At 73.1% G+C, this 25381-nt stretch carries 14 protein-coding genes and 2 pseudogenes; 14 read left to right on the top strand and 2 right to left on the bottom strand.

All coding sequences use genetic code 11. The features are described 5' to 3' along the window. Window positions 1-116 precede the first annotated feature (116 nt). The gene (locus AB0O21_RS12585) at window positions 117-4058 is read left to right on the top strand and encodes a Pls/PosA family non-ribosomal peptide synthetase (RefSeq protein WP_365169926.1); all 3942 of its coding nucleotides are present in this window, start codon (window positions 117-119) and stop codon (window positions 4056-4058) included. A 56-nt stretch (window positions 4059-4114) separates the two neighbouring features. After that, on the top strand, window positions 4115-5443 hold the full coding sequence (locus AB0O21_RS12590) for a M1 family metallopeptidase (protein WP_365169929.1): 1329 nt from the start codon (window positions 4115-4117) through the stop codon (window positions 5441-5443). A gap of 5 nt (window positions 5444-5448) precedes the next feature. Here the strand turns inward: AB0O21_RS12590 and AB0O21_RS12595 are convergent, their stop codons facing one another. Further along, a complete protein-coding gene (locus AB0O21_RS12595) occupies window positions 5449-6639 on the bottom strand; it encodes a PP2C family protein-serine/threonine phosphatase (RefSeq protein WP_365169932.1) in 1191 nt (396 codons plus the stop codon). A gap of 104 nt (window positions 6640-6743) precedes the next feature. Here AB0O21_RS12595 and AB0O21_RS12600 point away from each other — a divergent pair, with 104 nt between their 5' ends. The 12 genes and pseudogenes from AB0O21_RS12600 to AB0O21_RS12655 all read left to right on the top strand — a co-directional run bounded on the left by AB0O21_RS12600 (window position 6744) and on the right by AB0O21_RS12655 (window position 23720). After that, a complete protein-coding gene (locus AB0O21_RS12600; RefSeq protein ID WP_365169935.1) occupies window positions 6744-8654 on the top strand; it encodes a cellulase family glycosylhydrolase in 1911 nt (636 codons plus the stop codon). Between the two features lie 59 nt (window positions 8655-8713). Continuing rightward, window positions 8714-10087, top strand: a complete 1374-nt coding sequence (locus tag AB0O21_RS12605; protein WP_365169938.1) for an FAD-dependent oxidoreductase — start codon at window positions 8714-8716, stop codon at window positions 10085-10087. A 271-nt stretch (window positions 10088-10358) separates the two neighbouring features. After that, window positions 10359-12224 (top strand): glycoside hydrolase family 3 N-terminal domain-containing protein, encoded by a 1866-nt coding sequence (locus AB0O21_RS12610; RefSeq protein WP_365169941.1) that lies wholly within the window; start codon window positions 10359-10361, stop codon window positions 12222-12224. 195 nt (window positions 12225-12419) lie between these two features. Further along, window positions 12420-14045 (top strand): annotated as a pseudogene (locus AB0O21_RS12615) (AMP-binding protein); the annotation flags it as partial. Between the two features lie 93 nt (window positions 14046-14138). After that, window positions 14139-14486: pseudogene (locus AB0O21_RS12620) on the top strand (acyl-CoA thioesterase); the annotation flags it as partial. Between the two features lie 98 nt (window positions 14487-14584). Beyond that, on the top strand, window positions 14585-16981 hold the full coding sequence (locus tag AB0O21_RS12625; protein WP_365169944.1) for a bifunctional salicylyl-CoA 5-hydroxylase/oxidoreductase: 2397 nt from the start codon (window positions 14585-14587) through the stop codon (window positions 16979-16981). A 12-nt stretch (window positions 16982-16993) separates the two neighbouring features. Then, window positions 16994-18019, top strand: a complete 1026-nt coding sequence (locus tag AB0O21_RS12630) for a carbon-nitrogen hydrolase family protein (RefSeq protein WP_365169947.1) — start codon at window positions 16994-16996, stop codon at window positions 18017-18019. After that, the gene (locus tag AB0O21_RS12635) at window positions 18016-19128 is read left to right on the top strand and encodes a cupin domain-containing protein (protein ID WP_365169949.1); all 1113 of its coding nucleotides are present in this window, start codon (window positions 18016-18018) and stop codon (window positions 19126-19128) included. The genes AB0O21_RS12630 and AB0O21_RS12635 overlap by 4 nt, the downstream gene beginning before the upstream one ends. A 38-nt stretch (window positions 19129-19166) precedes the next feature. Further along, the gene (locus AB0O21_RS12640) at window positions 19167-20072 is read left to right on the top strand and encodes a fumarylacetoacetate hydrolase family protein (protein WP_365169952.1); all 906 of its coding nucleotides are present in this window, start codon (window positions 19167-19169) and stop codon (window positions 20070-20072) included. A gap of 12 nt (window positions 20073-20084) precedes the next feature. Then, entirely contained in the window at window positions 20085-20843 is a 759-nt protein-coding gene (locus tag AB0O21_RS12645; protein WP_365169955.1) for an Asp/Glu racemase, read from the top strand. Window positions 20844-20921: 78 nt separating this feature from the next. Beyond that, window positions 20922-21761, top strand: a complete 840-nt coding sequence (locus AB0O21_RS12650; RefSeq protein ID WP_365169958.1) for a PaaX family transcriptional regulator C-terminal domain-containing protein — start codon at window positions 20922-20924, stop codon at window positions 21759-21761. A gap of 297 nt (window positions 21762-22058) precedes the next feature. Beyond that, window positions 22059-23720: a TROVE domain-containing protein gene (locus AB0O21_RS12655; RefSeq protein ID WP_365169961.1), complete on the top strand. Its 1662-nt coding sequence runs from the start codon at window positions 22059-22061 to the stop codon at window positions 23718-23720. Here AB0O21_RS12655 and AB0O21_RS12660 read toward each other — a convergent pair. Beyond that, entirely contained in the window at window positions 23677-25305 is a 1629-nt protein-coding gene (locus AB0O21_RS12660) for a carboxylesterase family protein (protein WP_365169964.1), read from the bottom strand. The two genes, AB0O21_RS12655 and AB0O21_RS12660, sit on opposite strands and share 44 nt — an antisense overlap. Window positions 25306-25381: the final 76 nt, after the last annotated feature.

Here is a 25381-nt window from a genome sequence, read left to right on the forward strand (position 1 = left end):
AAATCCCCAGGCAAGGACTAAACTGGCGGGCTGTTTGGCGCTGGATCGGAACAACCCGGGCAGACCTGGGCTCCGCCGGCGACCCGGACGTTTCCGGGAACGAGACGCGAGGGCCGATGGCAGCCACACCTCAGAGCGGCGAACTCACCTTGCTCGACGACGGGGAGCATCAGGAGGAGTCCGGCAAATCGGCCCGGTTCTCCGCCGGGCCCGCGGCGCCGGCGCGCACCCTCGTCGACATCTTCGAGGCCTCCGTACGAGCCCACCCCGACGAACTCGCCCTGGACGACGGCACCGCCCGGCTGACCTACCGGGCGCTGGCCGTGGAGGTCGAGCGCCGCCGCGGCGCCCTCGCGGCCGCCGGCGTGGGGGCCGGCGACCGCGTCGGCGTACGCGTGCCGTCCGGGACCAACGAGCTCTACGTGGCCATCCTCGCCGTGCTCGCCGCGGGCGCCGCCTACGTACCCGTCGACGCCGAGGACCCGGACGAGCGGGCCGAACTGGTCTTCGGCGAAGCCGGGGTACGGGCCGTACTGGGCGGCGGGCAGCGCATCGACGTGGCCGACGGCGCCGGCGCCGGAGCCAACCCGGCGACCCCGGCCGCCGAAGCCGACGAAGCTGCCGCGAGGCGGCCCGGCCCCGAGCACGACGCGTGGATCATCTTCACCTCGGGCTCCACCGGCAAGCCCAAGGGCGTCGCCGTCACCCACCGCAATGCCGCCGCGTTCGTGGACGCCGAGGCCGCGCTGTTCCTCGTGGAGGAGCCGATCGGCCCCGGCGACCGGGTGATGGCCGGACTGTCCGTCGCCTTCGACGCCTCCTGCGAGGAGATGTGGCTGGCCTGGCGCTACGGCGCCTGCCTCGTCCCCGTACCCCGCTCCCAGGTCCGCAGCGGCGCCGACCTCGGCCCCTGGCTGGTCGAGCAGGAGATCACCGTCGTCTCCACCGTGCCCACCCTCGCCGCGCTCTGGGACCCCGAGGACCTGGCCGAGGTCCGGCTGCTGATCTTCGGCGGCGAAGCCTGCCCGCCCGAGCTCACCCAGCGCCTGGTCACCGAGGGCCGCGAGGTCTGGAACACGTACGGCCCCACCGAGGCGACCGTCGTCGCCTGCGCCTCGCTGCTGACCGGCGAGGAACCCATCCGCATCGGCCTCCCGCTGAACGGCTGGGAACTCGCCGTCGTCGACGAGTCCGGCGAGCCCGTGCCCATGGGCGGCAGCGGCCAGCTCGTGATCGGCGGCGTCGGCCTGGCCCGCTACCTCGACCCCGAGAAGGACGCCGAGAAGTACGCCCCGCTCGAATCCCTCGGCTGGGAGCGCGCCTACCGCAGCGGCGACCTCGTCCGCGCCGAACCGGAGGGCCTGGTCTTCCTCGGCCGCGGCGACGAGCAGATCAAGCTCGGCGGCCGCCGCATCGAGCTCGGCGAGGTGGACGCGGCGCTCCAGGCCCTGCCCGGCGTCGCCGGCGCGGCCGCGGCCGTGCGTACCGCCCGCAGCGGCAACCAGCTCCTCGTCGGCTACCTGGTCACCCAGGAGGGCTGGGACCACGCGGCGGCCGTCGAGCGGCTGCGCGCCGAGCTGCCCGCCGCCCTCGTCCCGCTGCTCGCACCCGTCGAGGAGCTGCCGACGCGCACCTCCGGCAAGGTGGACCGGAACGCACTGCCCTGGCCGCTGCCCGAACTGGAGACCACCGGCCCCGCCGAGCAGCTGTACGGCACCGAGGCCTGGCTCGCCGAGCAGTGGAGCGAGACCCTCGGGGTGGCCGTCACCCACGCGGCCGACGACTTCTTCGCCATCGGCGGCAACAGCCTCGCCGCGGCCCAGCTCACCACCAGGCTGCGCACCCGCTACCCGAGCGCGGCCGTCCTCGACATCTACCAGCAGCCCGTCCTGCGCAAGCTGGCCCGACGCCTGGAGAAGTCCGCCCAGGAGGACGGCACGGCCCGCACCGTCGCCCCGGTCCCCCGCCGCGCCCAGGCGGTGCAGTCGCTCCTGCTGCTGCCGCTGTTCACCCTGGTCGGCCTGCGCTGGACGGTGGCGCTGCTCGCGCTGGGCAACGTCCTGCACTGGTTCGGGCCCTACCCGTGGGCGCCGACCGCCTCCTGGTGGCTCGTCGCCGCCGGCGCGGCCCTGCTCTTCAGCCCGCCGGGCCGGCTCGCCCTCGCGGCCGGCGGCGCCCGCCTGCTGCTGCGGGGCGTGAAGGCGGGCCGCCATCCGCGCGGCGGGAGCGTGCACCTGCGGCTGTGGACGGCCGAGCGGCTCGCCGAGTACGTCGGCGCGACCTCGCTCACCGGCTCCTGGCTGGAGCGCTACGCGCGGGCCCTGGGCGCCAAGGTCGGCCCCGAGGTGGACCTGCACTCGCTGCCCCCGGTCACCGGCATGCTCAAGCTCGGCCGGGGCTGCGCCGTGGAGTCCGAGGTGGACCTGTCCGGGCACTGGCTGGACGGCGACCGCCTGGTCATCGGCCCGGTCAAGGTCGGCGCGGGCGCCGTCGTCGGCACCCGCAGCATGCTGTTCCCCGGCGCCCGGGTCGGCAAGCGGGCCGAAGTCGCCCCCGGCTCGGCCGTGGCCGGACAGGTCCCGACCGGCCAGCGCTGGGCCGGCGCCCCCGCCGTGAAACTGGGCCGGGCCAAGCACAACTGGCCCAAGGAACGCCCGCCGCGCGGGCTCGCCTGGCGGGCCATATACGGGGCGACCGGCTTCTGCCTCACCGCCCTGCCCGTCGTCTGCGCCCTGCCCGCCCTCCTCGTGGTCAGCCGGTTCGTACCCGCCGACGCCGGGCTCCTCGACGCGCTGCTCGGAGCACTGACGGCCGTGGTCCCCGGCGCGCTCGCCTACGGGTTGGCGTACGCGCTGCTGCTGCTGGTCTCCGTACGCCTGCTGAGCCTGGGCCTGCGCACCGGAAGCCATCCCACGCACAGCAGGGTCGGCTGGCAGGCCTGGACCGTCACCCAGCTCATGGACCTGTCCCGGGAGACGCTCTTCCCGCTGTACGCCGGGCTGATCACCCCCGTGTGGCTGCGCATGCTCGGCATGAAGATCGGCCGCGGCGCCGAGGTCTCCACCGTGCTCGCCCTGCCGAGCCTCACCACCGTCGGCGAAGGCGCGTTCCTCGCCGACGACACCCTGACCGCCCCCTACGAACTGGGCGGCGGCTGGATGCGGATCGGACACTCCGAGATCGGCCGCCGGGCCTTCCTCGGCAACTCCGGCATGACCGCGCCCGGCCGCACCGTGCCCGACGACGGGCTGGTCGGCGTCCTGTCCGCCACCCCGAAGAAGGCCAAGAAGGGCAGCTCGTACCTCGGCCTGCCGCCCGTGAAGCTGCCGCGCTCCGCCGCCGACGCCGACCAGAGCCGTACGTACGACCCGCCCGCCCGCCTGCTCTGGGCGCGCGGCCTGGTGGAGCTGTGCCGGCTCGTCCCGGTCTTCTGCTCGTCCGCGCTGGCCGTGCTCACCGTGGCGGCGCTCTGCGCGCTGGCCACCCTGACGGGCCTCGGGACCTGGGGAGCCGCGCTGCTGTCCGGAGCCGTCCTGCTCGCCGCCGGCCTCGCCGCCTGCCTGGTCTCGGTCGCCGCGAAGTGGCTGCTGGTGGGCCGGCACCGGACCGGCGAGCACCCGCTGTGGAGCGGCTTCGTCTGGCGCAACGAGCTGGCCGACACCTTCGTCGAGGTACTGGCCGTGCCATGGCTCGTCGGACCGGTCCCCGGCACCCCGGTGCTGGCCCTGTGGCTGCGCGGGCTCGGGTCGCGGATCGGCCGCGGCGTGTGGTGCGAGAGCTACTGGCTGCCCGAGACGGACCTGGTCACGCTGGGCGACGCGGTCAGCGTGAACCGCGGCTGTGTGTTGCAGACGCACCTCTTCCACGACCGGATCTTGAGGACGGATACTGTGGTCCTCCGCGAGGGCGCCACCCTGGGCCCGGGCGGCATCGTCCTGCCCGGGAGCACGGTCGGGGCCCGCAGCACGCTGGGGCCCGCGTCCCTCGTGATGGCCGGGGAATCCGTCCCCGCCGACACCCGCTGGCTGGGCAATCCGATCGAGGCGTGGCGCTCCTGAACGGGCCGCCCGCACCAGCACGTCGTACGAGCACAGCGCAGGGAGCGGAACCGGCAGTGAGCGGCCAGCAGACAGCGGTAGCGGACCCGTACTTCCCGGCCAACGGCGACGCCCGTTACCGCGTGCACCGGTACGAACTCGCTCTGGAATACCGTCCCGGCCCCAACCGGCTGGCCGGGACGGCCCGGCTCAGTGCCATCGCCGGACGGGCCCCGCTCACCGAGTTCCACCTGAACCTGGCCGAGTTCAAAATAGGCCGGGTCCTGGTGGACGGCCGGGCGCCGCACTACACCCACCGCGGCGGCAGGCTCCGCATCCGGCCGGCCAAGCCGCTGCCCGCCGGCGCCGCCTTCACCGTCGAGGTGCACTGGGCGGGCAACCCCAAGCCGGTGCGCAGCCCCTGGGGCGGCCTGGGCTGGGAGGAGCTGACCGACGGCGCCCTGGTGGCCAGCCAGCCGGTCGGCGCGCCCTCCTGGTACCCCTGCAACGACCGCCCCGCCGACAAGGCCTCGTACCAGATCTCGGTGAACACCCCCTCCGCCTACACGGTGGTCGCGGGCGGCCGGCTCCTCACCCGTACGACGAAGGCCAGCACGACCACCTGGGTGTACGAGCAGTCCGCGCCCACCTCCAGCTACCTCGTCGGCCTGGCCATCGGCATGTACCAGACGGTGCTGCTCGGCGACCCCGGGCTCGGCGGGGTGCCGCAGAGCGCCCACGTGCCGGCGCACCTGCTGGCGCAGTTCTCCCGGGACTTCGCCCGGCAGCCCGCCATGATGCGATTGTTCGAGGAGCTGTTCGGGCCGTATCCCTTCGGCGAGTACACGGTGGTCATCGCCGACGAGGAACTGGACGTACCGGTGGAGGCCCAGGGGCTCTCCCTGTTCGGCGTCAACCACGTGGACGGGGGACGGGGCTCGGAGCGCCTCGTCGCCCACGAGCTCGCGCACCAGTGGTTCGGCAACAGCGTGACCATCGCCGACTGGCGGCACATCTGGCTGAACGAGGGCCTCGCGAAGTACGCCGAATGGCTCTGGTCGGAGCGCTCCGGCGGCCGCACCGCGCACGAGCTCGCCGCCGCCGCGCACCGGCTGCTGGCCTCGCAGCCGCAGGACCTGCGGCTGGCCGACCCGGGCCGCAAGCTCATGTTCGACGACCGGCTGTACGAGCGCGGGGGCCTCACCGTGCACGCGATCCGCCTCGCCCTGGGCGACGCGGCGTTCTTCCGCATGCTGCGCGACTGGGCGGCCGTGCACCGGAACGCGGTGGTGACCACGGCCGGCTTCACGGCGCACGCGGCCCGCTACGCGGCCGAGCCGATGGACGACCTGTTCAGGGCCTGGCTGTACGAGCCGGCCCTCCCGGCCCTGCCGGCCCTGCCTTAGGGGCCCTACGGGGCCGGGGCGCGCGTACGCAGCCGGGCGGCGACCACCGCGACGTCGTCCTCGGCGTGCTGCGCGTCGAGCCCCTCGCAGACCGCGTCCACCACGTCCTCGGGGCGCGCATCGGGCGGCATGCGCAGCGCGGTCAGCCTGGCCAGCGAGGTGTCGATGTCCTCGCCGCGGCGTTCGACCAGGCCGTCGGTGTAGAGCAGCAGGGTCTGCCCGGGGCCGATCGGCCGGCTGAGGGCCTCGTAGCCGCCGATGCCCGTGCCGAGCGGCGGGCCGACGGGGACGTCCAGCAGCTCGCCCCCGCCCTCGCGGCCGAACACCGCGGGCGGCAGGTGTCCGGCGCTCGCGTAGACGGCCATGCCCCGGGCGGGATCGACCCGGACGAGCAGGCAGGTCGCCGGCCGGCGGGCCTCGTCGGAGGCGGACAGCGCGTCCATCTGGCGCAGCACCCGGTGCGGGGCCAGATCGGTGGAGGCGATCTCGCGCAGGACGGCGCGGTACGCGTTCATGTCCACGGCGGCGTCCAGACCGTGGCCCATGACGTCCCCGACCACGAGCAGAGTGCGGCCGAAGTGCAGCCGTACCGATTCGAACCAGTCGCCGCCGACCAGGGCCCGGCCCCCGAGGGGCAGGTAGCGGCTCGCGATCTCCAGGTTCGGGTGCGGGCGGCCCGGCTCGGTGACCAGCGCCCGCTGGAGGTCCACCGCGGTCTTCTCGGTCGCCGCCAGGCGCCGGGCGTGTCCGATGTGGATGCCCGCGAGCCGGACCGCGAAGTGCAGGGCGGCCAGTTCGTGATCGCCGAAGCCGCCGTGCAGGCGGGCGGCGAGCAGCCTTCCGCAGACCTCGTCCCGGGCGATCAGGGGGACCGAGACCAGGCACACGGGCCCGGCCGCGGCGCTCCCCGCCCAGACCCGCACGGGATGGCCCCGGTCCAGGGCCCGGACCGCGGAGGGGAGCCGCAGCGCGCCGGCGTCCAGCAGCTCCGCGGGGCCCGCCGCGGCGACGAGCCCGGTCGCCGCGCTCCCGCCCGTCGGCTCCACCGCCGCGGCGTCGCACAGCGTACGGACGAGGAAGCCGGTCAGCTCCCGGCAGATCTCCCGCTCGTCGGAGGACGTCCCGATCCGCTCCACGGCCTCTTCCATGAGCCGCAGCCGCGCCTCCAGACGCTGTCGGTCCGTCCAGGAAGCCATTCCACCAGCGTCCCCCACTTCCGGGGGAACAGCAGCGCCGAAAGCGGGGACGCGCCATGTGAATCGCGAGTAACCTGCGTCCGCGTCCATCGCACTGGTGACCGATGCCCGTTCCTCCGGAGGACAGAGTGAAACGAAGTTCGTTACCGGCGCTGCTCGCCGGGGTGCTGCTCCTCGGGGCGTGGGGCGCCCCCGCGGCTTCTTCCGCGGCGCCCGCCGCGGAGGCTCCGGCGGCCGTCGGCGCGTGGACCGCGCCACTGAGCACCCGCGGCCGCTACGTCGTCGACGCCTCCGGCAACCGCTTCAAGCTCAAGTCGGCCAACTGGCAGGGCGCACAAGGCTCCTGGAACGGATCGGGGGACATCGGCGCCCCGGCGAACCACCACGACGGCGAGAAGGCCGACCAGATGCCGCTCGGCCTCGACCGGGCACCGGTCGGCGTGATCCTCGACGGATTCCGCGCGCTGGGCATCAACAGCATCCGCCTGCCCTTCTCCAACGAGATGCTGCACGACCAGCGGCCCGTCTCCGACGCCTCGGTCGCCGCCAATCCGCAGCTGCGCGGCAAGACCCCGCTCCAGGTCTTCGACGCCGTCGTCGCCGCCACCACGGCCGAGGGCTTCGCGGTGATCCTCAACAACCACACCAACACCTCGAGGTTCTGCTGCGGACTGGACGGCAACGAGCGCTGGAACACCAGCCAGTCCACCACGCAGTGGGAGGACGACTGGATCGCCCTGGCCCGCCGCTACAAGGACGACAAGCGCGTGGTCGGCGCCGACCTCTACAACGAGGTCCGCCGCACGGTCACCGACGACGCCAACTGGAACTGGGGCAACGACCACGACTGGTGGACCGCCTCCCAGCGCCTGGGCGACCGGCTCCTCACCGAGGCCAACCCCGACCTGCTGGTGATCGTCGAAGGCATCAACTGGCAGGGCATACCCCTGGACGGCTTCTCCCACGGGCGCCCGACGCTGGAGCCGGCGCGCACGGTGTCGCACACGCTGGTGGCCTCGAACAAGCTGGTCTACTCGGCGCACTTCTACGGGTACACAGGCCCGAACCACACCGGGGCGACCGGTATGGGCGAGACCCACGATCCGCGCTACCAGGAGCTGTCCCGGCAGGACCTGTTCGCCACCCTGGACCGCCAGGCGTTCTTCGTCGCGGGGGAGGGCGGCGGCCGGCACTTCACCGCTCCCGTGTGGGTCAGCGAGTTCGGCATCGGCAGCGACGAGACGAACCCGCAGGCGCGGGCGTGGTTCGGCAACTTCGTGGACTACCTGATCGAGCGCGATGCGGACTTCGCGTACTGGCCGCTCGTCGGATGGACCGGACACGGCTCCTGGTCGATCCTCAACTACGACGCGCAGGGCCGCCGTTCCGGGATCCTCGACGGCGGAGACTGGCGCGCGGCCGACTGGGCCCGGCTGGCCGGGGCGGCCGGGAAGAGCGGCCCGGTCGCCGCCTCCGACACGTGGGACATGCTGAACCTCGACCACGCCGACGCGGTCCAGTCGCTCGCCGCGCGCGCCGGCGGGGACTGGGACCCGGGAGCCCGCAAGGGGGCGTGCCCCGACGGCCAGCGGATCATCGGCCTGGCCCACCGGGACGGCCGAGGCCTGTGCACCGACGCCGGGGCCCGGGGGCAGGCCGCTCCGCGCGCGTCCACCGTGGTGCGGGACGAGCGGTACGTCCAGCAGGGCGACTGGGCCGGCGGCTACACCAAGTACCAGTGCGGGCCGGACCAGTTCATGACCGGGTACAGCGTGCGGGGCCAGGCGGTGTCGGCAGTGCTGTGCGCGGACGCCGGCCGGACCCTGGGGACGAGCGGCCGCACCGTCTGGTTCGACCGCGGGGACAATCGCCCGGCCGGGGGGCCGGGCGGCGAGTTCGCCCTCGGGAACCACAAGGGCCAGTGCGGTACGGACGAGTACGCGGCCGGGGTGGCCTTCACGGGTGCCTGGGCCAAGGGCAAGACCCCCGACGCCCTGCTGTGCCGCAAGCTCTGACGGCCCGTAGATCATTTAGCGGTAGGCTCGCTCCGCAACACGACGCGAAGGGGAGTTCAGTGGCGCGGGTTGCGGTGGTCGGCGGGGGTATCAGCGGGCTGGGGGCGGCGCTCATGCTGGGGCGGCGGGGCCACGCGGTCACGTTGTTCGAGCAGGACGCGCGGCAGGCCGGAGAGGACCTGGAACAGGACTTCTTCCACTGGGACAGGCCCCGGATCCCGCAGGCCGTCCAGCCCCACTCGCTCCTCGCCCCGGTGCGCGCCGTGCTGCGCGCCGAGATACCCGACGTCTACGCCGACCTGCTGGCACGCGGAGCCCGGGAGTACCACGAGTTCGACTGGTTCGGTGAGCACCCGCCGCACCGGGCCGGCGACGAGGACCTGGTGACCCTGCGCACCCGCCGCATCGTGCTGGAGGCCGCCCTGACCGCCGCCGTGCGGCGGGAGCGCGCCGTCGACGTGCGGCGGGGCTGCCGGGTGAGCGGCCTCGCCGTAGAGGAGGGCAGCCCTCCCCGGGTCACCGGCGTGCGGGTGGGTGCGGAAACGCACGGCGCCGACCTCGTCGTCGATGCGTCCGGCCGTCGCTCGCCGGTCCCCGCCTGGCTGATCGAAGCCGGCTGCCGCCCGCCCGTGGTCGAGAGCCACCGCGCCGGAATCGCCTATCTGTGCCGCTGGTACCGGCTGCGTGCCGATGGCCCGCGCGACCCCGGGCGGGTGAAGACGGGCTCGGCCGCGCCGTACGCGATCGCCGGCGTCTTTCCCTCCGACAACGACACCATCGCAGTGAACCTGGTGCTCTCCACGGGTGATCCGACCCGCGGCGCGCTCACCGACCCCGCCGTGTTCGAGGCCGCCGCCCGCCGGTTCCCCGCCACCGCCGCCTGGCTCGGCCTGGACCCCGAACCGCGGTCGGCCGTCCTGGCGATGGCCGGCCTGGACAACCGCTGGACCGCCCTCGCCGACGACGCCGGACCCGTCGTCACCGGCCTGGTCAACGCCGGGGACAGCCTCGTCCACACCAACCCCACCTCGGGTCACGGCGTATCCCTGGGCCTGCGCGCCGCCCAGTACCTCGCCGCCCACGCCGACCGGATCGCCGAGGCCCCCACCGGCTACCACGCCTGGACGGCAGAGGCCCTGCGCCCGTGGTTCGACGCGCAGGTGGAGGCCGACCGCGGCACCGGGCAGCGCCTCGCCGAGGGCGCGCCGCCCTCGGACCGGCGGGCCGCCGCCGTGGGCGCCTGCGCCTTCGACGACCCCGTCGTCATGAGGGCCCGGGCCCAGGTGCGCCACCTCCTGCGGCCGGCCCGGGACGCCTACGGCACCGACGAGGTGGACCGGCACGTCACCGCCTGGCTGGACGCCCGCCCGGACTTCGCGCCCGAGTACGACGGCCCGACCCGAGCGGAATGGGACGCGCTCATGGCCGGCTGAGCAGCGGCCCGGCACCTCGCCGCCGGTGCTCGGGCGCCGGCGGAACGCAGGTGCTGTTCGCCGGCGTGTTACACGTGTAATCTCACGTTCCAGGGGCGCCGCGGCACAGGTGCGGCGCGTCGGTCCCGGGCGTGCTGGGAGCGCCCGGGACCGACGGGGCGCCCGGATCGCGAGCCGCCGGGAGCCGGCGGCCCCGCGGCAGGGGCCGTCGGATGACGCCCGCGGCCGCACGGGCGACCCGTACGCCTTGTGAACGATCGAGGAGAATTCGATGGCACACACCCCGGCGGCCCGGCCGCGCATCCTCACCGCTCCGGACGGCACGGAGTTCCGTGACCTGAACGGCAACGGCGTGATGGAGCCCTACGAGGATCCCCGTCTCCCCGCGGCCGAGCGGGCCGCGGACCTCCTCGGGCGCATGACGCTGGAGGAGAAGGCCGGCCTCCTCTTCCACACCATGATCACCATCAACCCCGACGGCTCCCTGGTGGAACCGGAGCCCGGAGCGCCGGACGACGACCCGATGCGCGCCTCCACCAGTGCAATGGTGACCGGCAGGTCGATGAACCACTTCAACCTGTTCGGAGCCGCGGCGCCGCGCCGCATGGCCGAGTGGAACAACCGCCTCCAGGACCTCGCCGCCGCCACCCGCCTCGGGATCCCGGTGACCGTCTCCACCGACCCGCGCAACGGCTTCGTCGACAATCCCGCGGCGAGCGTCCACACCGAGGGGTTCTCGCTCTGGCCCGAGCCGCCGGGTCTGGCCGCCGTCGACGACGAGGAACTCGTGCGCGAGCACGCCGACATCGTCCGCCGGGAGTACCTCGCGGTCGGCATCCGCCTCGCCCTCCACCCGACGGCCGACCTGGCCACCGAACCCCGCTGGCCACGCGTCCTGGGCACCTTCGGCTCCGACGCCCACGTGGCCGCCCGCATGGTCGCCGCGTACGTCCGGGGGCTCCAGGGCGAGGCGCTCGGCACCGGCAGCGTCGCGGCCATGACGAAGCACTTCCCCGGCGCGGGGCCGCAGCTGAACGGGGAGGACGCGCACTTCCCGTACGGGCGGGAGCAGGTCTACCCCGGCGGCAACTTCGACTACCACCTGATCCCCTTCGAGGCCGCCTTCGCCGCAGGCACCTCGCAGGTCATGCCGTACTACGCCATGCCCGTCGGCACGCACCTCGAAGAGGTCGGCTTCGCCTTCAACAAGGGTGTCATCCAAGGCATGCTGCGCGAGAAGTACGGCTTCGACGGCATCATCTGCACCGACTGGGGCCTGGTCACCGACACGCAGATCTTCGGGGCGCCCTTCCCCGCCCGCGCCTGGGGCGTGGAGGACCTGGACCGGCTCACCCGGGTGGAACGCATCCTCGAGGCCGGGGCCGACCAGCTCGGCGGCGAGGCGGCCCCGGACCTCGTCGTGGAGCTCGTCCGGACCGGCCGGGTGGCCGTCGAGCGCATCGACCGCTCGGCCCTGCGGCTGCTGAAGGAGAAGTTCGTCCTCGGGCTCTTCGACGATCCGTACGCGGACCCCGACGGCGCGGCCCGGATCTGCGGGAACCCGGAGTTCACCGCGGCCGGCCTGGCCGCTCAGAGCCGCTCGGTCACCATCCTCAAGGACCGCCCCGACGGTGCCGCGGGGCCCCTGCTGCCGCTCGCTCCCGGGCTCCGGATCTACACGGAGGGGGTCGACCGCGTCGTCGCCGCGCGGTACGCGACGGTCGTGGAGACGCCCGGGGAGGCGGACGTGGCGGTGCTGCGCATCGCAGCCCCGTACGACAAGGAGCGGACGACGGGCTTCGAGGCGTTCTTCCGGGCGGGCCGCCTCGACTTCACCGAGGACGAGCTGAGGCCCGTGCTCGACGTCGCCTCCGCCGTTCCGACCGTCGTCGACATCTTCCTCGACCGGGCGGCGGTGATACCCGAGATCGCGGACCGGGCGGCGGCCCTCGTCGCGAACTTCGGCGCCTCGGACCGCGCCCTGCTGGACGTGATCTTCGGCCGGGTGGCCGCCGAAGGGCGGCTGCCCTTCGAGCTGCCCCGCTCGATGGAGAGCGTCGCCGCCGGGCACGAGGACGTGCCCAACGACTCGGGCGACCCGCTCTTCCCCTACGGTCACGGGCTGCGGCTCGGCTGACCGCGGCCCGGCCGGGGGTGGCGGCCACACGGTGGCCGGCACCCCCGGGTGACCTCGAACTCTCCCTCTCACGCAGCGAGTTATACGTATGACTCGCCGTTATCGAATCCAGATATTGAGGTTCATTGACGGTCGCCAAAATGGCGAGATACTTGCTCCACTCTCCCCGCTGCCCCGAGATTGAGGTGCCGCCCCATGGAGCTCTCCCCTTCCGCGCACGTCGACACGTTCTGCCGTGATCGGCTCCCGCCCTTCCCCCTCTGGCCCGAACTGCACTTCGACCTGCCGGAGTTGCAGTACCCGGACCGGCTCAACTGCGCCCAGCGCCTGCTCGACGACGCCGTCCGGCGCTGGGGTCCCGACCGCCCCTGCCTGCTGACCCCCACCGAGCGGTGGACCTACGGCGACCTGCTGCGGCGCGCCAACCAGGTCGCCCAGGTGCTCACCGAGGACTTCGGCGTGGTCCCCGGCAACCGGGTCCTGCTGCGCGGCCCCAACAACCCCTGGCTGGTGGCCGCGTGGCTCGGCGTCCTGAAGGCCGGCGGCGTCGCCGTCACCACCATGCCGCTCCTGCGCGCCGGTGAGCTCGCCGAGCTGTACGGGATCAGCCGGCCGGCCGTGGCCGTGTGCGACCACCGCTACCTCGACGAACTCGCCGCCGCAACGTCCTACGCGTCCTGTGAGTCCGACGCCTCCGGCCCGCCGGCCGTGCTGACCTACGGCGGCCCGGGCGAGGCGGATCTGGTCGCGCGCTGCGCGACGAAGGACGGGAGGTTCTCCACCGTCGCCACCGCGGCCGACGACGTGGCCCTGATCGCCTTCACCTCGGGAACGACCGGACGGCCGAAGGCCACCCTGCACTTCCACCGGGACGTACTGGCCAACGCAGACACGTTCTCCCGCCATGTCCTGCGGCCCCGCCAGGACGACGTCTTCACCGGAACCCCGCCCCTGGCCTTCACCTTCGGGCTCGGCGGACTGGTGGTCTTCCCCCTGTCCGTGGGTGCGGCCACCCTGCTGATCGAGCAGGCCGACCCGCGCCGGCTCGCCGACCTCGTGGCGGAGCACGGCGTCACCGTGCTCTTCACCGCGCCCACCGCCTACCGCGCGATCATGGCCGCCGGCGCCGTGGACCGGCTGGCGGGGCTGCGGCGCTGCGTGTCCGCGGGGGAGGCGCTGCCGGCGGCGGTGTGGGAGGAGTTCCGCGCGGCCACCGGCCTGGGCATCATCGACGGCATCGGCGCCACCGAGATGTTCCACGTCTTCATCTCGGCCTCCGACGGCGAGATCCGCCCCGGCTCGACGGGCAGGCCCGTTCCCGGCTACCGGGCCCGGGTGGTCGACGAGAGCGGCGAGCCCGTCCCCGACGGGCAGCCCGGACTCCTCGCGGTCACCGGCCCCACCGGCTGCCGGTACATGGACGACCCGCGGCAGACGACGTACGTCAGGGGCGGCTGGAACATCACCGGCGACACCTACATCCGTGATGCCGACGGCTACTTCTGGTACGTGGCCCGCAGCGACGACATGATCGTCTCCTCCGGCTACAACATTGCCGGACCCGAGGTCGAGAAGGCGCTCGCCGCCCATCCCCACGTCGAGGAATGCGGCGTCGTCGGAGCCCCGGACGACCGCCGCGGCATGCTCGTCAAGGCGTACGTGGTCCTGCGCCCCGGTGTCGCGCCCGACGGGGCGACGGTCAAGGAGCTCCAGGACCACGTCAAGCGGATCGTCGCGCCCTACAAGTACCCGCGCGCCGTGGAGTTCGTCCCCGACCTCCCGCGCACGAGCAACGGAAAGCTCCAGCGCGCCGAGCTGCGCAAGCGCGCCCTGTCCACCCCGGAGAACCTGCCGAGCGTCGTCGTCGAGCGGCGCGTCGAATGGCCCGACACGGACGCGGCCGGCCACTACCACCACTCCACCGTCGTGCGCTGGGTCGAGGCGGCCGAGGCCGTCCTGCTGCGGCGGCTGGGGCTGGACCACCTCTTCGGCAGCACGCCCCGCGTCCGCTTCGAGGCCGACTACCGGGCCCGGCTGTGGTTCGGCGAGACCGTCCGCGTCGAACTGGAGGTCACCAAGGTCGGGACCAGCTCCCTGCACTACGCCTTCACGGTCCGGGGGGAGGGGGAGGGGACGGCCGCCGTGGGCCGGATGGTCATCGCCCACTCGGCCGCCCGCGCCACCGGCTCCACGGCCTGGCCCGACGACGTGCGCGCGGTCCTCACCCAGGCCGGTCCGCAGGCCCCGGAGCTCTTCGCGTGATCGCAGGAGCGGGCCGCAGGGCCAATGCGATGTGCCGCATTATTGACGCTCGCCAAATGAGCGACATATTCTGCTCTGGAACCACTAGGAGGAACACCGTGCGCGTAGCAGTCATCGGAGGGGGGCCCGGCGGGCTCTACTTCGCGGCCCTGGCCCAACAGCTCTCCCCGGATTGGGAGATCACGGTCTGGGAGCGCAACGCCCGCGACGACGCGTTCGGCTTCGGCGTCGTCTTCTCCGACGAGACGCTCGACGGCATCGCGCAGGCCGACCCCGCGGTGTTCGCGGCCATGTCCACGCAGTTCGCCCGGTGGAGCGACATCGACGTCCGCTACGACGGGGAGGTCCACGTCTCCGGCGGCCACGGCTTCGCCGCCCTCGACCGCAACCGGCTGCGGGAGATCCTGCAACAGCGCTGCGAGGAGCTCGGGGTGGACGTCCGCTACGGCACCCAGGCGCCGCCCGTGGCGGAGCTCTCCGCCGACTACGACCTGGTCGTGGCCGCGGACGGAATCCGCTCCACGGTCCGCGAGACGTACGCGGAGAGCTTCCGCCCGGAGCTGGACGAGCGGCACTGCCGCTACATGTGGCTCTCCACGGACCGCGTCTTCGAGGCGTTCACCTTCATCGTGGAGAAGCGGGACTTCGGCAGCGTCCAGGTCCACGCCTACCCGTACGACGGCGAACGCAGCACCTTCATCGTGGAGATGGCGGAGGACGACTGGCGGCGGGCGGGCTTCGAGGCCTTCGCCGACCGGGAGTTCGCGCGGGGCGAGAGCGACGAGGCGAGCGTCCGCCTGTGCGAGGAGATCCTGGCCGGCCACCTCGACGGCCACCGCCTGATCCCCAACGCCTCGAAGTGGATCCGCTTCACGACCGTCCGCAACGCCTCCTGGCGCCACGGCAACGTCGTCCTGCTCGGCGACGCCGCCCACACCGCCCACTTCTCCATAGGCTCCGGCACCAAGCTCGCCATGGAGGACGCGCTCGCCCTCGTCGGATGCCTGCACGAACACGCCGACGTGCCCTCCGCGCTCGCCGCGTACGAGAGCGAGCGGCGGCCGGTCGTCGAGTCCACGCAGCGCGCCGCCCAGGCGAGCCTCGAATGGTTCGAGAACGTCGGCCGCTACACCGACCAGGAGCCCCGGCAGTTCGCCTTCAACCTCCTCACCCGCAGCCGCCGCGTCACCTACGACAACCTGCGCGTACGGGACGAGGAGTTCACCGGCGCGGTCGACTCCTGGCACGCCGGCCTGAGCGCGCTCACGGCCACCCGGCCCGGCGGCGCGGGCAGCACCGTTCCGCCGATGTTCCGCCCGTTCCGGCTGGGCGGCCTGCACCTGCGCAACCGCGTCGTCGTACCGCCCACCGCCCTGTACACCGCGCGCGAGGGCGTCCCCGGGGACTTCGAACTCGTCCACCTGAGCACCCAGGCGCTCGGCGGCGCCGGCCTGGTCTTCGCCGGCATGACGGCGGTGAGCGCGGACGGCCGGGCCACCCCCGGCTGCCCCGGCCTGTACACGGACGAGCAGGAGGCCGCCTGGCGGCGCGTCACCGACTTCGTCCACCGCCAGTCGGACACCTGCCTGGGCATCCAGCTCACCCACGCCGGCCGCCGCGCCGCGACCGGCGTGCCCCGGCCGGACGGCAGGGCCGCGCCGCTCGGCCGCGAGGGGTGGCCGCTCGTCGCCGCCTCCCCGCTGCCCTGGAGCGAATCCGCCGCCATCCCGCGGGAAGCGACCCGCGAGGAGATGGACGGCATCGCCCGGTGCTTCACCGCCGCGGCCGCCCGCGCCCACCGCGCGGGCTTCGACGCCCTGGAACTGCAGTACGGCCACGGCCACTTGATGTCCGGCTTCCTCTCCCCGCTGACCAACACCAGGACCGACGGGTACGGCGGCAGCCTCGCCGGCCGGCTGCGCTTCCCCCTGGAAGTGCTGCGCGCGGTGCGCGCCGTCTGGCCCGAGGGCAAGGCGCTCGTGGTCCGCATCTCCGCCGCGGACTGGGCCGAGGGCGGCACCAGCGAAGCCGACGCGGTGGAGATCGCCCGCGCGCTGGCCGAAGCCGGCGCCGGCGCGGTCGACGTGTCCACCGGCGAGGTCGTCGCGCACGAGCGGCCCCGGTACGGCCGCAGCTACCAGACCCCGTACGCGGACCTGATCCGCAACGCCACCGGGGTGCCCACCATCGCCGTCGGCGCCATCTCCACCTACGACGACGTGAACTCGATCATCCTGGCGGGCCGGGCCGACCTGTGCGGCGTCGGCCGCGCCCACCTGCACGACCCCCTGTGGACCCTGCACGCCGCGGCCGCCCAGGGCTACAGCGGTCCGGCAGCACCCTGGCCCGCCTCCTGGCGGGCGGGCAGCGCCCGGCCGCCGGGGGCCCGCGCCGACCGGATACCGCCCCGCCTCCAGCTCCTGCGCGAGGCCTCGCCGCCCGTGCACCAGCGCTGGGTTCCGCACCCGCAGGCCGCCGCCGCGGCCGCCCGTTGACCTGGAGAACCGATGGACGACCTGCCACGCTTCACCGCCGCCGCCGTCCAGGCGGCCCCCGTGTACCTCGACACCGCCGCCACCGTCGAGAAGGCCGTCGGCCTCATCGCCGAGGCAGCCGCTCACGGCGGCGAACTCATCGTGTTCCCCGAGGTGTTCGTCCCCGGATACCCGTACTGGAACTGGACGATGAACCCGGTCCAGGGCTCGCCCTGGTTCGAGCTCCTCTACCGCTCCGCCATCGACGTCCCCGGCCCCTACGTCGATCAACTGCGCGAGGCGGCCCGCCGGCACGAGGTCGTCGTCGTCATCGGCGTCAACGAGCGCGGCCCGCACAGCCTCGGCGTCCTGTACAACACCCTGCTCACCATCGGCCCGGACGGCGAACTCCTCGGGATCCACCGCAAGCTCGTCCCCACCTGGGCCGAGAAGCTCACCTGGACCGGCGGCGACGGCAGTTCGCTCAAGGTCCACCAGACGCCCGTCGGCCCGCTCGGTGCCCTCGCCTGCGGCGAGAACACCAACACCCTGGCCCGGTTCGCCCTCCTCGCGCAGGGGGAACTGGTCCACGCCTCCTGCTACATCGCCCTGCCCGTGGCGCCCGCCGACTACGACATGGCCGACGCCATCGCGGTCCGCACCGCCGCCCACAGCTTCGAGGGCAAGGTCTTCTCGGTCGTCGCCTGCTCCACGATCTCCCCGGAGATCGTCGACACCCTCGCCGGGGACGACGAGGAGCTGCGCAAGCAGTTCACCCGCCCCCGCAGCGCCCTGTCCGGGATCTTCGGCCCCGACGGCCGCCCGGTCACCGAACCGCTCGTCGACGACGAAGGCATCGTCTACGCCGAGATCGACCTCGCCCGCTGCATCCAGCCCAAGCAGATGCACGACATCGTCGGCCACTACAACCGCTTCGACGTCTTCCAGCTGCACGTCGACAACCGCCCCCGCCCCCCGGTGACCTTCGCGACCGACCCCGCGGGCGCCGTCGCGCCCCCGCGCACCGAAGCACCGGGCCCGATCAAGGAGGACTCATGACCACCGAGTACGACGACAGCCGGCTGGGCCGCGCCCGGGTATCGGAGAGTCCCGAACTCACCGCGTACTACGGGGAACTCGCCGCACTCGACGCGGGCGCCCTGTGGACCGTGGCCAACGACATCGAGCCCTGGTATCCGCAGCCCAAGTCGGTCCCCGTGCTGTGGCGGTACGACGAACTGCGGCCGCTCGTCCACAAGGCCCTGCCGCTCGTGAAGGCCGACGACGCGGGCCGCCGCGTGGTCATGCTCGTCAACCCCGGCCGCAAGGACGTCAGCGCGGCCGCCGGACTCCTCTACACCGGCCTGCAGATCATGGGCCCCGGCGAATCCATGACCGCCCACCGCCACCAGGCCGCCGCGCTGCGCTTCGTCCACGAGGGCACCGGCGCCTGGACGATCGTGGACGGCCAGAAGCTGCGGGTGGCCCCCGGCGACTTCGCCATCACCCCGAACGGAACCTGGCACGAGCACGGCAACGAATCCGCGGACGTACCCGTGATCTGGCAGGACGGCCTCGACATCCCCCTGGTCAACGCACTGGACGCCGGCTTCTACGAAGTCCACCCCGACCTCTACCAGACCCCCGGCAAAGTGATCAACTCCTCCGTCCTCAGCTACGGCGGCAACCTGCTGCCCTACGGCCTGGAGAAGTGGACGCGCCCCTACTCGCCGCTGCTCGCCTTCCCCTGGGAGCCCACCTACGAAGCCCTGCGCAACCTGGCCGGGGCCACCGAGGGCTCCCCGTACGACGGCGTGATCGCCGAATACACCAACCCCCTCACCGGCGGCTCCGTGATGCCGACCATGGGCGCCCACATGCAGCTCCTGCGCCCCGGGCAGGCCACGCTCGCCCACCGGCACACCGGCTCGGTCATCTACACCGCGGCCAAGGGGCGGGGCGTCTCGGTGATCGCCGGACAGCGCTTCGAGTGGAAGCAGGGCGACATCTTCTGCGTCCCCTCCTGGGCCTGGCACGAGCACGCGAACCTCGACCCCGCCGAGGACGCCTGCCTCTTCTCCTTCAACGACTTCCCCGTGATGCGCTCCCTGAGCTTCTTCCGGGAAGAGGCGTACACCGACAACGGCGGGCACCAGCCCACCTCTTGAGCACCCCCTTTCCCCACCACACACAAGGAGCACCACCCATGCGGCTGGTCACCTACACCCTCGATGGACCGCCCCTGCGCCTCGGCGCCCAGAGCGACGACCGCGTGGTCGACCTCGCCGTCCTGGCGAGCCGGGCCGGCGTACAACTCCCCTCCGACCTGCTGTCGTTCATCCAGGCGGGCACCCCCGCCCAGGACACCGCGCGCCGCCTGCTGGCGGCCGGACCGGCAGCCTGGCCCGTCGACGCCGTGCACGGCATCGACGAGGTGACGCTGCGCGCCCCGCTGCGCCCCGGCAAGATCATCGGCGTCGGGCTCAACTACGTCGAACACGTCGAGGAGTCCAGCCGCAGCCTGGACACCGACAAGGAACGGCCCACGCGCCCCGTGCTGTTCAGCAAGCCCGCCACCGCCGTCACCGGCCCCGGGCAGCCCATCCTCCACAACGCCGACCTCACCACCCAGCTGGACTGGGAGTGCGAACTGGCCGTCGTCATCGGCCGCACCGCGTTCCGCGTGAGCGAGGAGGACGCGTACGACCACATCTTCGGCTACAGCATCGTCAACGACATCAGCGCCCGCGACCAGCGCCGCTCCGGCCAGTGGTTCTTCTCCAAGGGCCAGGACTCCTACGCCCCCTTCGGCCCGGCAGTGGTCACCGCAGACGACGTCCCCGACCCGATGGACCTCGACCTCTCGCTGCGCGTCAACGGGGTGACCAAGCAGAAGTCCAACACCCGCCACATGCTCTTCCCCATCGCCCGCCTCATCGCCGACATCTCCTCCGGCGTCACCCTCGAACCCGGTGACGTCATCGCCACCGGATCGCCCGCCGGCGTCGGAGCGGGCATGGTCCCGCCGGAGTTCCTGCACCCCGGTGACACCGTCGAAGCCACGGTCGAGCGCATCGGCACCCTCACCAACCCCGTCGTCGACGCCCGCTGAGGAGCGAGAAACATGTCACCGCGCACCTACCGCATCGGCCAGATCGTGCCGAGCTCCAACGTCACCATGGAGACCGAGGTCCCGGCGATCCTGCGCGCCCGGGAATCCGTCGCGCCCGAACGCTTCACCTTCCACTCCAGCCGCATGCGCATGACCCACGTGACCCCCGAGCAGCTCAGGGCCATGGACGCCGACTCCGACCGGTGCGCCGTCGAGCTCTCCGACGCGCACGTGGACGTGCTCGGCTACGCCTGCCTGGTCGCCATCATGAGCATGGGCCTCGGCTACCACCGCACCTCCGAGGAGCGGCTCCACCTGCGCACCGTGGAGAACGCGGCTCCCGCGCCCGTCGTCACCAGCGCCGGAGCCCTCGTCCACGGTCTGCACACCCTCGGGGCGAAGAAGATCGCACTGATCGCCCCGTACATGCGCCCGCTGACGAAGACCGTCGTCGGCTACCTCACCCACGAGGGCATCGAGGTGCTCGACTACGAGGCCCTGGAGATCCCCGACAACCTCGACGTCGCCGCACACGACCCCGCCCGCCTCCCCGGCCTCGCCAAGGCGCTGAACCACAGCGACGCCGACGTCGTCGTCCTCTCCGCCTGCGTACAGATGCCCTCCCTCGGCGCGATCGAGGAGGCCGAACAGCTCCTCGGCAAGCCCGTGGTCTCGGCGGCCGTCTGCACGGCCCACCAGATGCTGCGCGCCCTGGACCTGCCGGCGGTCGCCCCCGGAGCGGGCCACCTGCTGTCCGGCGCCTACGCCTGACAGCCCTGACCTGCACCTGGACGACACCCCGTCCGCCCGGCTCGATAGGATCGCCACCGCATACGACGGAAGGCGATCATGGCGGACAGTCCGATTCGGCCCAGCTCCCTGATCAACACGGTCTACGGGGCGTTCCTGCGACGCCTCGGCGGCTGGATCTCCGTCGCCGACCTGATCACCCTGATGTCCGAACTGGACGTCGACGGCCCGGCGGCGCGCTCGGCGATCTCCCGGCTCAAGAAGAAGGGCGTCCTCGAACCGGAACGCCGCGGCGCCACGGGCTACCGGCTGAGCCCGGCCGCGCGTCCCGTCTTCGACGAGGGCGACCGGCGGATCTTCGGCAGCCTGGAACCGGCCAAGCTGAGCGACGGCTGGGCGATGGCCGTCTTCTCCGTCCCCGAGTCCGAGCGGTCCTACCGGTACCAGCTGCGCACCCGGCTCACCTGGCTCGGCTTCGGGAACATCGCCCCCGGTGTGTGGCTGGCCCCCGGCCGGCTCCTCGACGACGCCCGCGACATGCTCGTCCGTCGCGGGCTCAGCGAGTACGTCCACCTGTTCGCCGCCGACTACGCGGCCTTCAGCGACCTGCCCGGGACGGTCAGCTCCTGGTGGGACTTCCCGGCGATCCAGGAGCAGTACGCCGGATTCACCCGGGCGTACGGACCCGTCGCCGGCACGCTGACGCAGCAGCGCGACATCGAGGGCGCCGAGGCCTTCCGCCACTACGTCCCCATGCTCACGCAGTGGCGGAGGCTGCCCTACCTCGACCCCGGCCTGCCCGCCGAACTGCTCCCCGCCGACTGGAACGCGGTCGCCGCGCGCCAGACCTTCCAGCAGCTCAACGAGGTGCTCGCAGAGCCGAGCCTGCGACACGTACAAGAGGTCACCGGCCTGACCGAGGGGACCCCGGAGGCATAGGGGGTGTCCGGCGGATCAGCGCGTACCTTTCGGGAACGGGCCGGGATTTAATCGCTGGCGCGCGGTTCGGCGGTCCTCCTAGAGTGACGGTGCGACCGCGCCCCCGATGCGCCCGGCTGCGGCTACTTCCTTTCTGACACTCAAGTGACGCCGCGGCCTCCTTTGATCTCGGGTGGCGCGGCCGTGTTCGCCCCGTGCCCGTCGTCAGACCTTCCGGCCGGGGCTTTCCGCTCCTTTTGGATCCGGGGGGATTCCCTGCCTCGTTACACCCAGCGCGTTTCCAAGGTCTGGTCCGAGATGCTCGTGGCCCCGCACGTATCGGCGGCGGCCGCCCGGAACACCCAGGCCGCACCGTGTCTCCACCACCGGCCCGCCGGACCGGACTTCCGCACCTATGAAGGCGGCGCGGCCTACGCCCGGGAGCCCCGGGAAGAGCTCTTCCTGCTGGCCGTCGGCAACTTCGTCACCCAGCAGACCTTCTACGAGAGCGGCCGGGAACGCGACGCGCGGTACACCCGGCTCGTGCGTGAACTCGCCGTCGAGGACCCCGTATGGACGGCCGGACTGCTGCGCTGGCTGCGCGGCGAGGGCAACATGCGCACGGCGTCCCTGGTGGGCGCGGCCGCGTACGTCCGGGCCCGGCTCGAGGCGGGGGCGTCCGGGGGGCCGTCCAACCGGTCCGTGATCGATTCGGTGCTCCAGCGCGCCGACGAGCCCGGCGAGCTGCTCGCCCACTGGACCTCGGAGTACGGGCGGAACGTGCCGCAGCCCGTGAAGCGCGGCATCGCCGACGCCGTACGCCGGCTGTACTCCTCGCGGTCGCTGCTGAAGTACGACACCGCGTCCAAGGGCTTCCGCTTCGGTGACGTGCTCAACCTGGTGCACGCTTCCCCCGACCCCGACAAGCCCTGGCAGGGCGCGATCTTCCGGTACGCCCTGGACCGCCGCCACCACCCCGAGCAGGCCCTTCCGCCGGCCTCCGACCGGCTGCTGACCGCGCACCGGGCCCTCATGGCGCTTTCGGTGGACGAGCGGCGGGCCGTGGTGACCGGGCCGGACGGCGCCGAGCGGCTGGCCGCGGCGGGCATGACCTGGGAGGCCGTGGCGGGCCGGCTCCAGGGGCCCATGGACGCCGCCGTCTGGGAGGCCGTGATCCCCTCGATGGGGCCGATGGCGCTGGTGCGGAACCTGCGCAACTTCGACGAGGCGGGAGTCCCGGACGAGGTGGCGGCCCAGGTCGCCGCACGGATCTCGGGCGCCGCCGAGGTCGCCCGGTCCCGGCAGTTCCCCTTCCGCTACCTGGCCGCCCACCAGCACGCGCCGTCCGCGCGCTGGGCGGAGGCGCTGGAACGGGCACTGGGCCACTCCCTGGCCAACGTACCGGCCCTGCCCGGCCGGACCCTGATCCTGGTCGACCGGTCCGACTCCATGTTCTGGGACACCGTCTCCGAGCGCTCCACCCTGACCCGGGCGGACGCGGCCGCCGTGTTCGGCGCCGCGCTGGCCCTGCGCGCCGAGCAGGCGGACCTGGTGGAGTTCGGCGGGTCCAGCGCGCAGGTGCCGTTCCAGGCCGGGGAACCGGTGCTCGACGTACTGAAACGGTTCCACTCTCTCGGGGGCACCGACACCACCAAGGCCGTCCGCAAGCACTACAAGGGGCAGGACCGGGTCCTGATCGTCACCGACGAGCAGGCCGTGTACTACGGCCCCCGCGGCCCGGCGGAACCGGTACCGGCCGAGATCCCGGTCTACACCTGGAACCTGGCGGGGTACCAGCCCGCCCACGGCCCCGCGGGCCCCCACCGGCACACCTTCGGCGGCCTCACGGACGCCGCGTTCCGGATGGTCGGCCTCATCGAGGCCGGCCGCGAGGCCGCCTGGCCGTGGACCGCCGGACCGGCGGATCCCGTGGCGGCTACCGCCCCGCCGGATGGTGCAGGCGCCGCCAGTAGCCCGTGAGGTCGCCGACGGCGGCGGTGACCGAGTCGAAGGCCATCGTCGTACGGGAGTTCTGGTCGTAGCGGTCCCACTGCGGCACGGGTCGGTGGTTGGGGTCGCCGGTGCGGATGAAGGAGATCCAGGCCGCGTGCACCGTCGTGGCGAGACCGTCACGCACCCTCGGGTCCAGCCCTGCCAGGAAGGGCGCCTGGGACCACTTGTCGAAGTTGTCGAACACGAACGGCAGCTCCAGGCAGTGCGCGGCGCCGAGCCGGCCGCCGTGCGCGGGCGTCGGGAGGCTGAACTGGTAGGCCCACACCGGCCGTCCGCGCGCGGCCCGCCGTTCGGCCAGTGCCACGGCGGGCATGCGGAACAGCTCGTCGGTGACCAGGTCCATCAGGACGTCCACCGGGCGGGCGCCCGGCCGGGAGTCCTCGTACGCGGTGTACGCCTGTTCCGCCCGGTTCCCGAAGGTGTCCCGCGCCCGGGCGACCACCTGCTCCCTGGTCGCGGCGGCGTACGGCTCGCTGAGGGCGAAGGCGAAGTTGGCCTCCTCCCTGGTCCAGCCGATCAGGACGTCGATGTCCGCCCCGGCGCCGCCGAGCAGCAGATCGGCGGGGTCGCGGTCCAGCGTGACCCCGTCGAGCACCGGCAGGAACGGGGTCGACCAGTGGCCCCACCGTCCGGTGCGGCCGAACATCTCGAAGGTGGCGGCGATCAGGCGGGGCCAGGGCACGGCCCGCAGCTCCGTCACGTTCCTGGCTCCGAGGACGTCGAGGTAGGCGGCGGTGCGCTCGAGGGATTCGGCGCGGGTGGGGATCCGCAGCCCGAGCGGCGGGCTCTGCAGGACGGCGCGGCGGAACAGCGGGCGGCCCTTGGGGCGGGCGCCGGCCAGCGCCGCGACCGAGAACGCGCCGCCGGACTGGCCGGCGAGGGTGATGTCGTCCGGGTCGCCGCCGAACGCGGCGATGTTGTCGCGCACCCAGCGCAGTGCGGCGAGCTGGTCGGTCAGCCAGAAGTTGCCCCCGGCGCCGTCCTCGCCGAAGTACAGGTAACCCAGCGGGCCGAGGCGGTAGTTGACGGTTACGACGACGAGGTCGCCGTCGCGGGAGAAGGTCTCTCCGGAGTACTGCGGCATGGAGCCGGACCCGGAGATGAAGCCGCCGCCGTGGATCCACACCATCACCGGCCGCTTGGCGTCGTCGACGCCGGGGGTCCAGACGTTGAGGGTGAGGCAGTCCTCGTCGAAGGGGGGCGAGCCGTGGGTGCCGAGCACCTGGTCGCCCCCCTCCCGGTAGGGCTGCGGTGCGCTCGGGCCGAAGGCGGTCGCGTCGCGCGTGCCCTGCCAGCCGGGATGGGGCTGGGCGGGCCGCCACCGCAGGGCGCCGACCGGCGGCGCGGCGTAGGGCACGCCCTTGAACACGGCGAGGCCGCCTTCCGTGCTCCCGCGCAGCCGGCCCGACGGCAGTTGCACGACGGGGGAGGGCTCGTCCGCGCGCGGGGCGGCCTGCGCGGCCCGCGCGCCGGACACCCCGGGGAACAGCGCGGCGCCTGCCAACACCCCGGAGTTCCGGAGGACTTTGCGCCGTGATGGATCGTCGGTCATGGTGCTTCACTCCCTGACTGATCGTGGCCCGTTGCCAGAATGGAACATGGCGGAAATTTGACGAGGGTCAGTATTG

This window comes from Streptomyces sp. NPDC091371 (genome assembly GCF_040684275.1).
GTDB lineage: Bacteria > Actinomycetota > Actinomycetes > Streptomycetales > Streptomycetaceae > Streptomyces.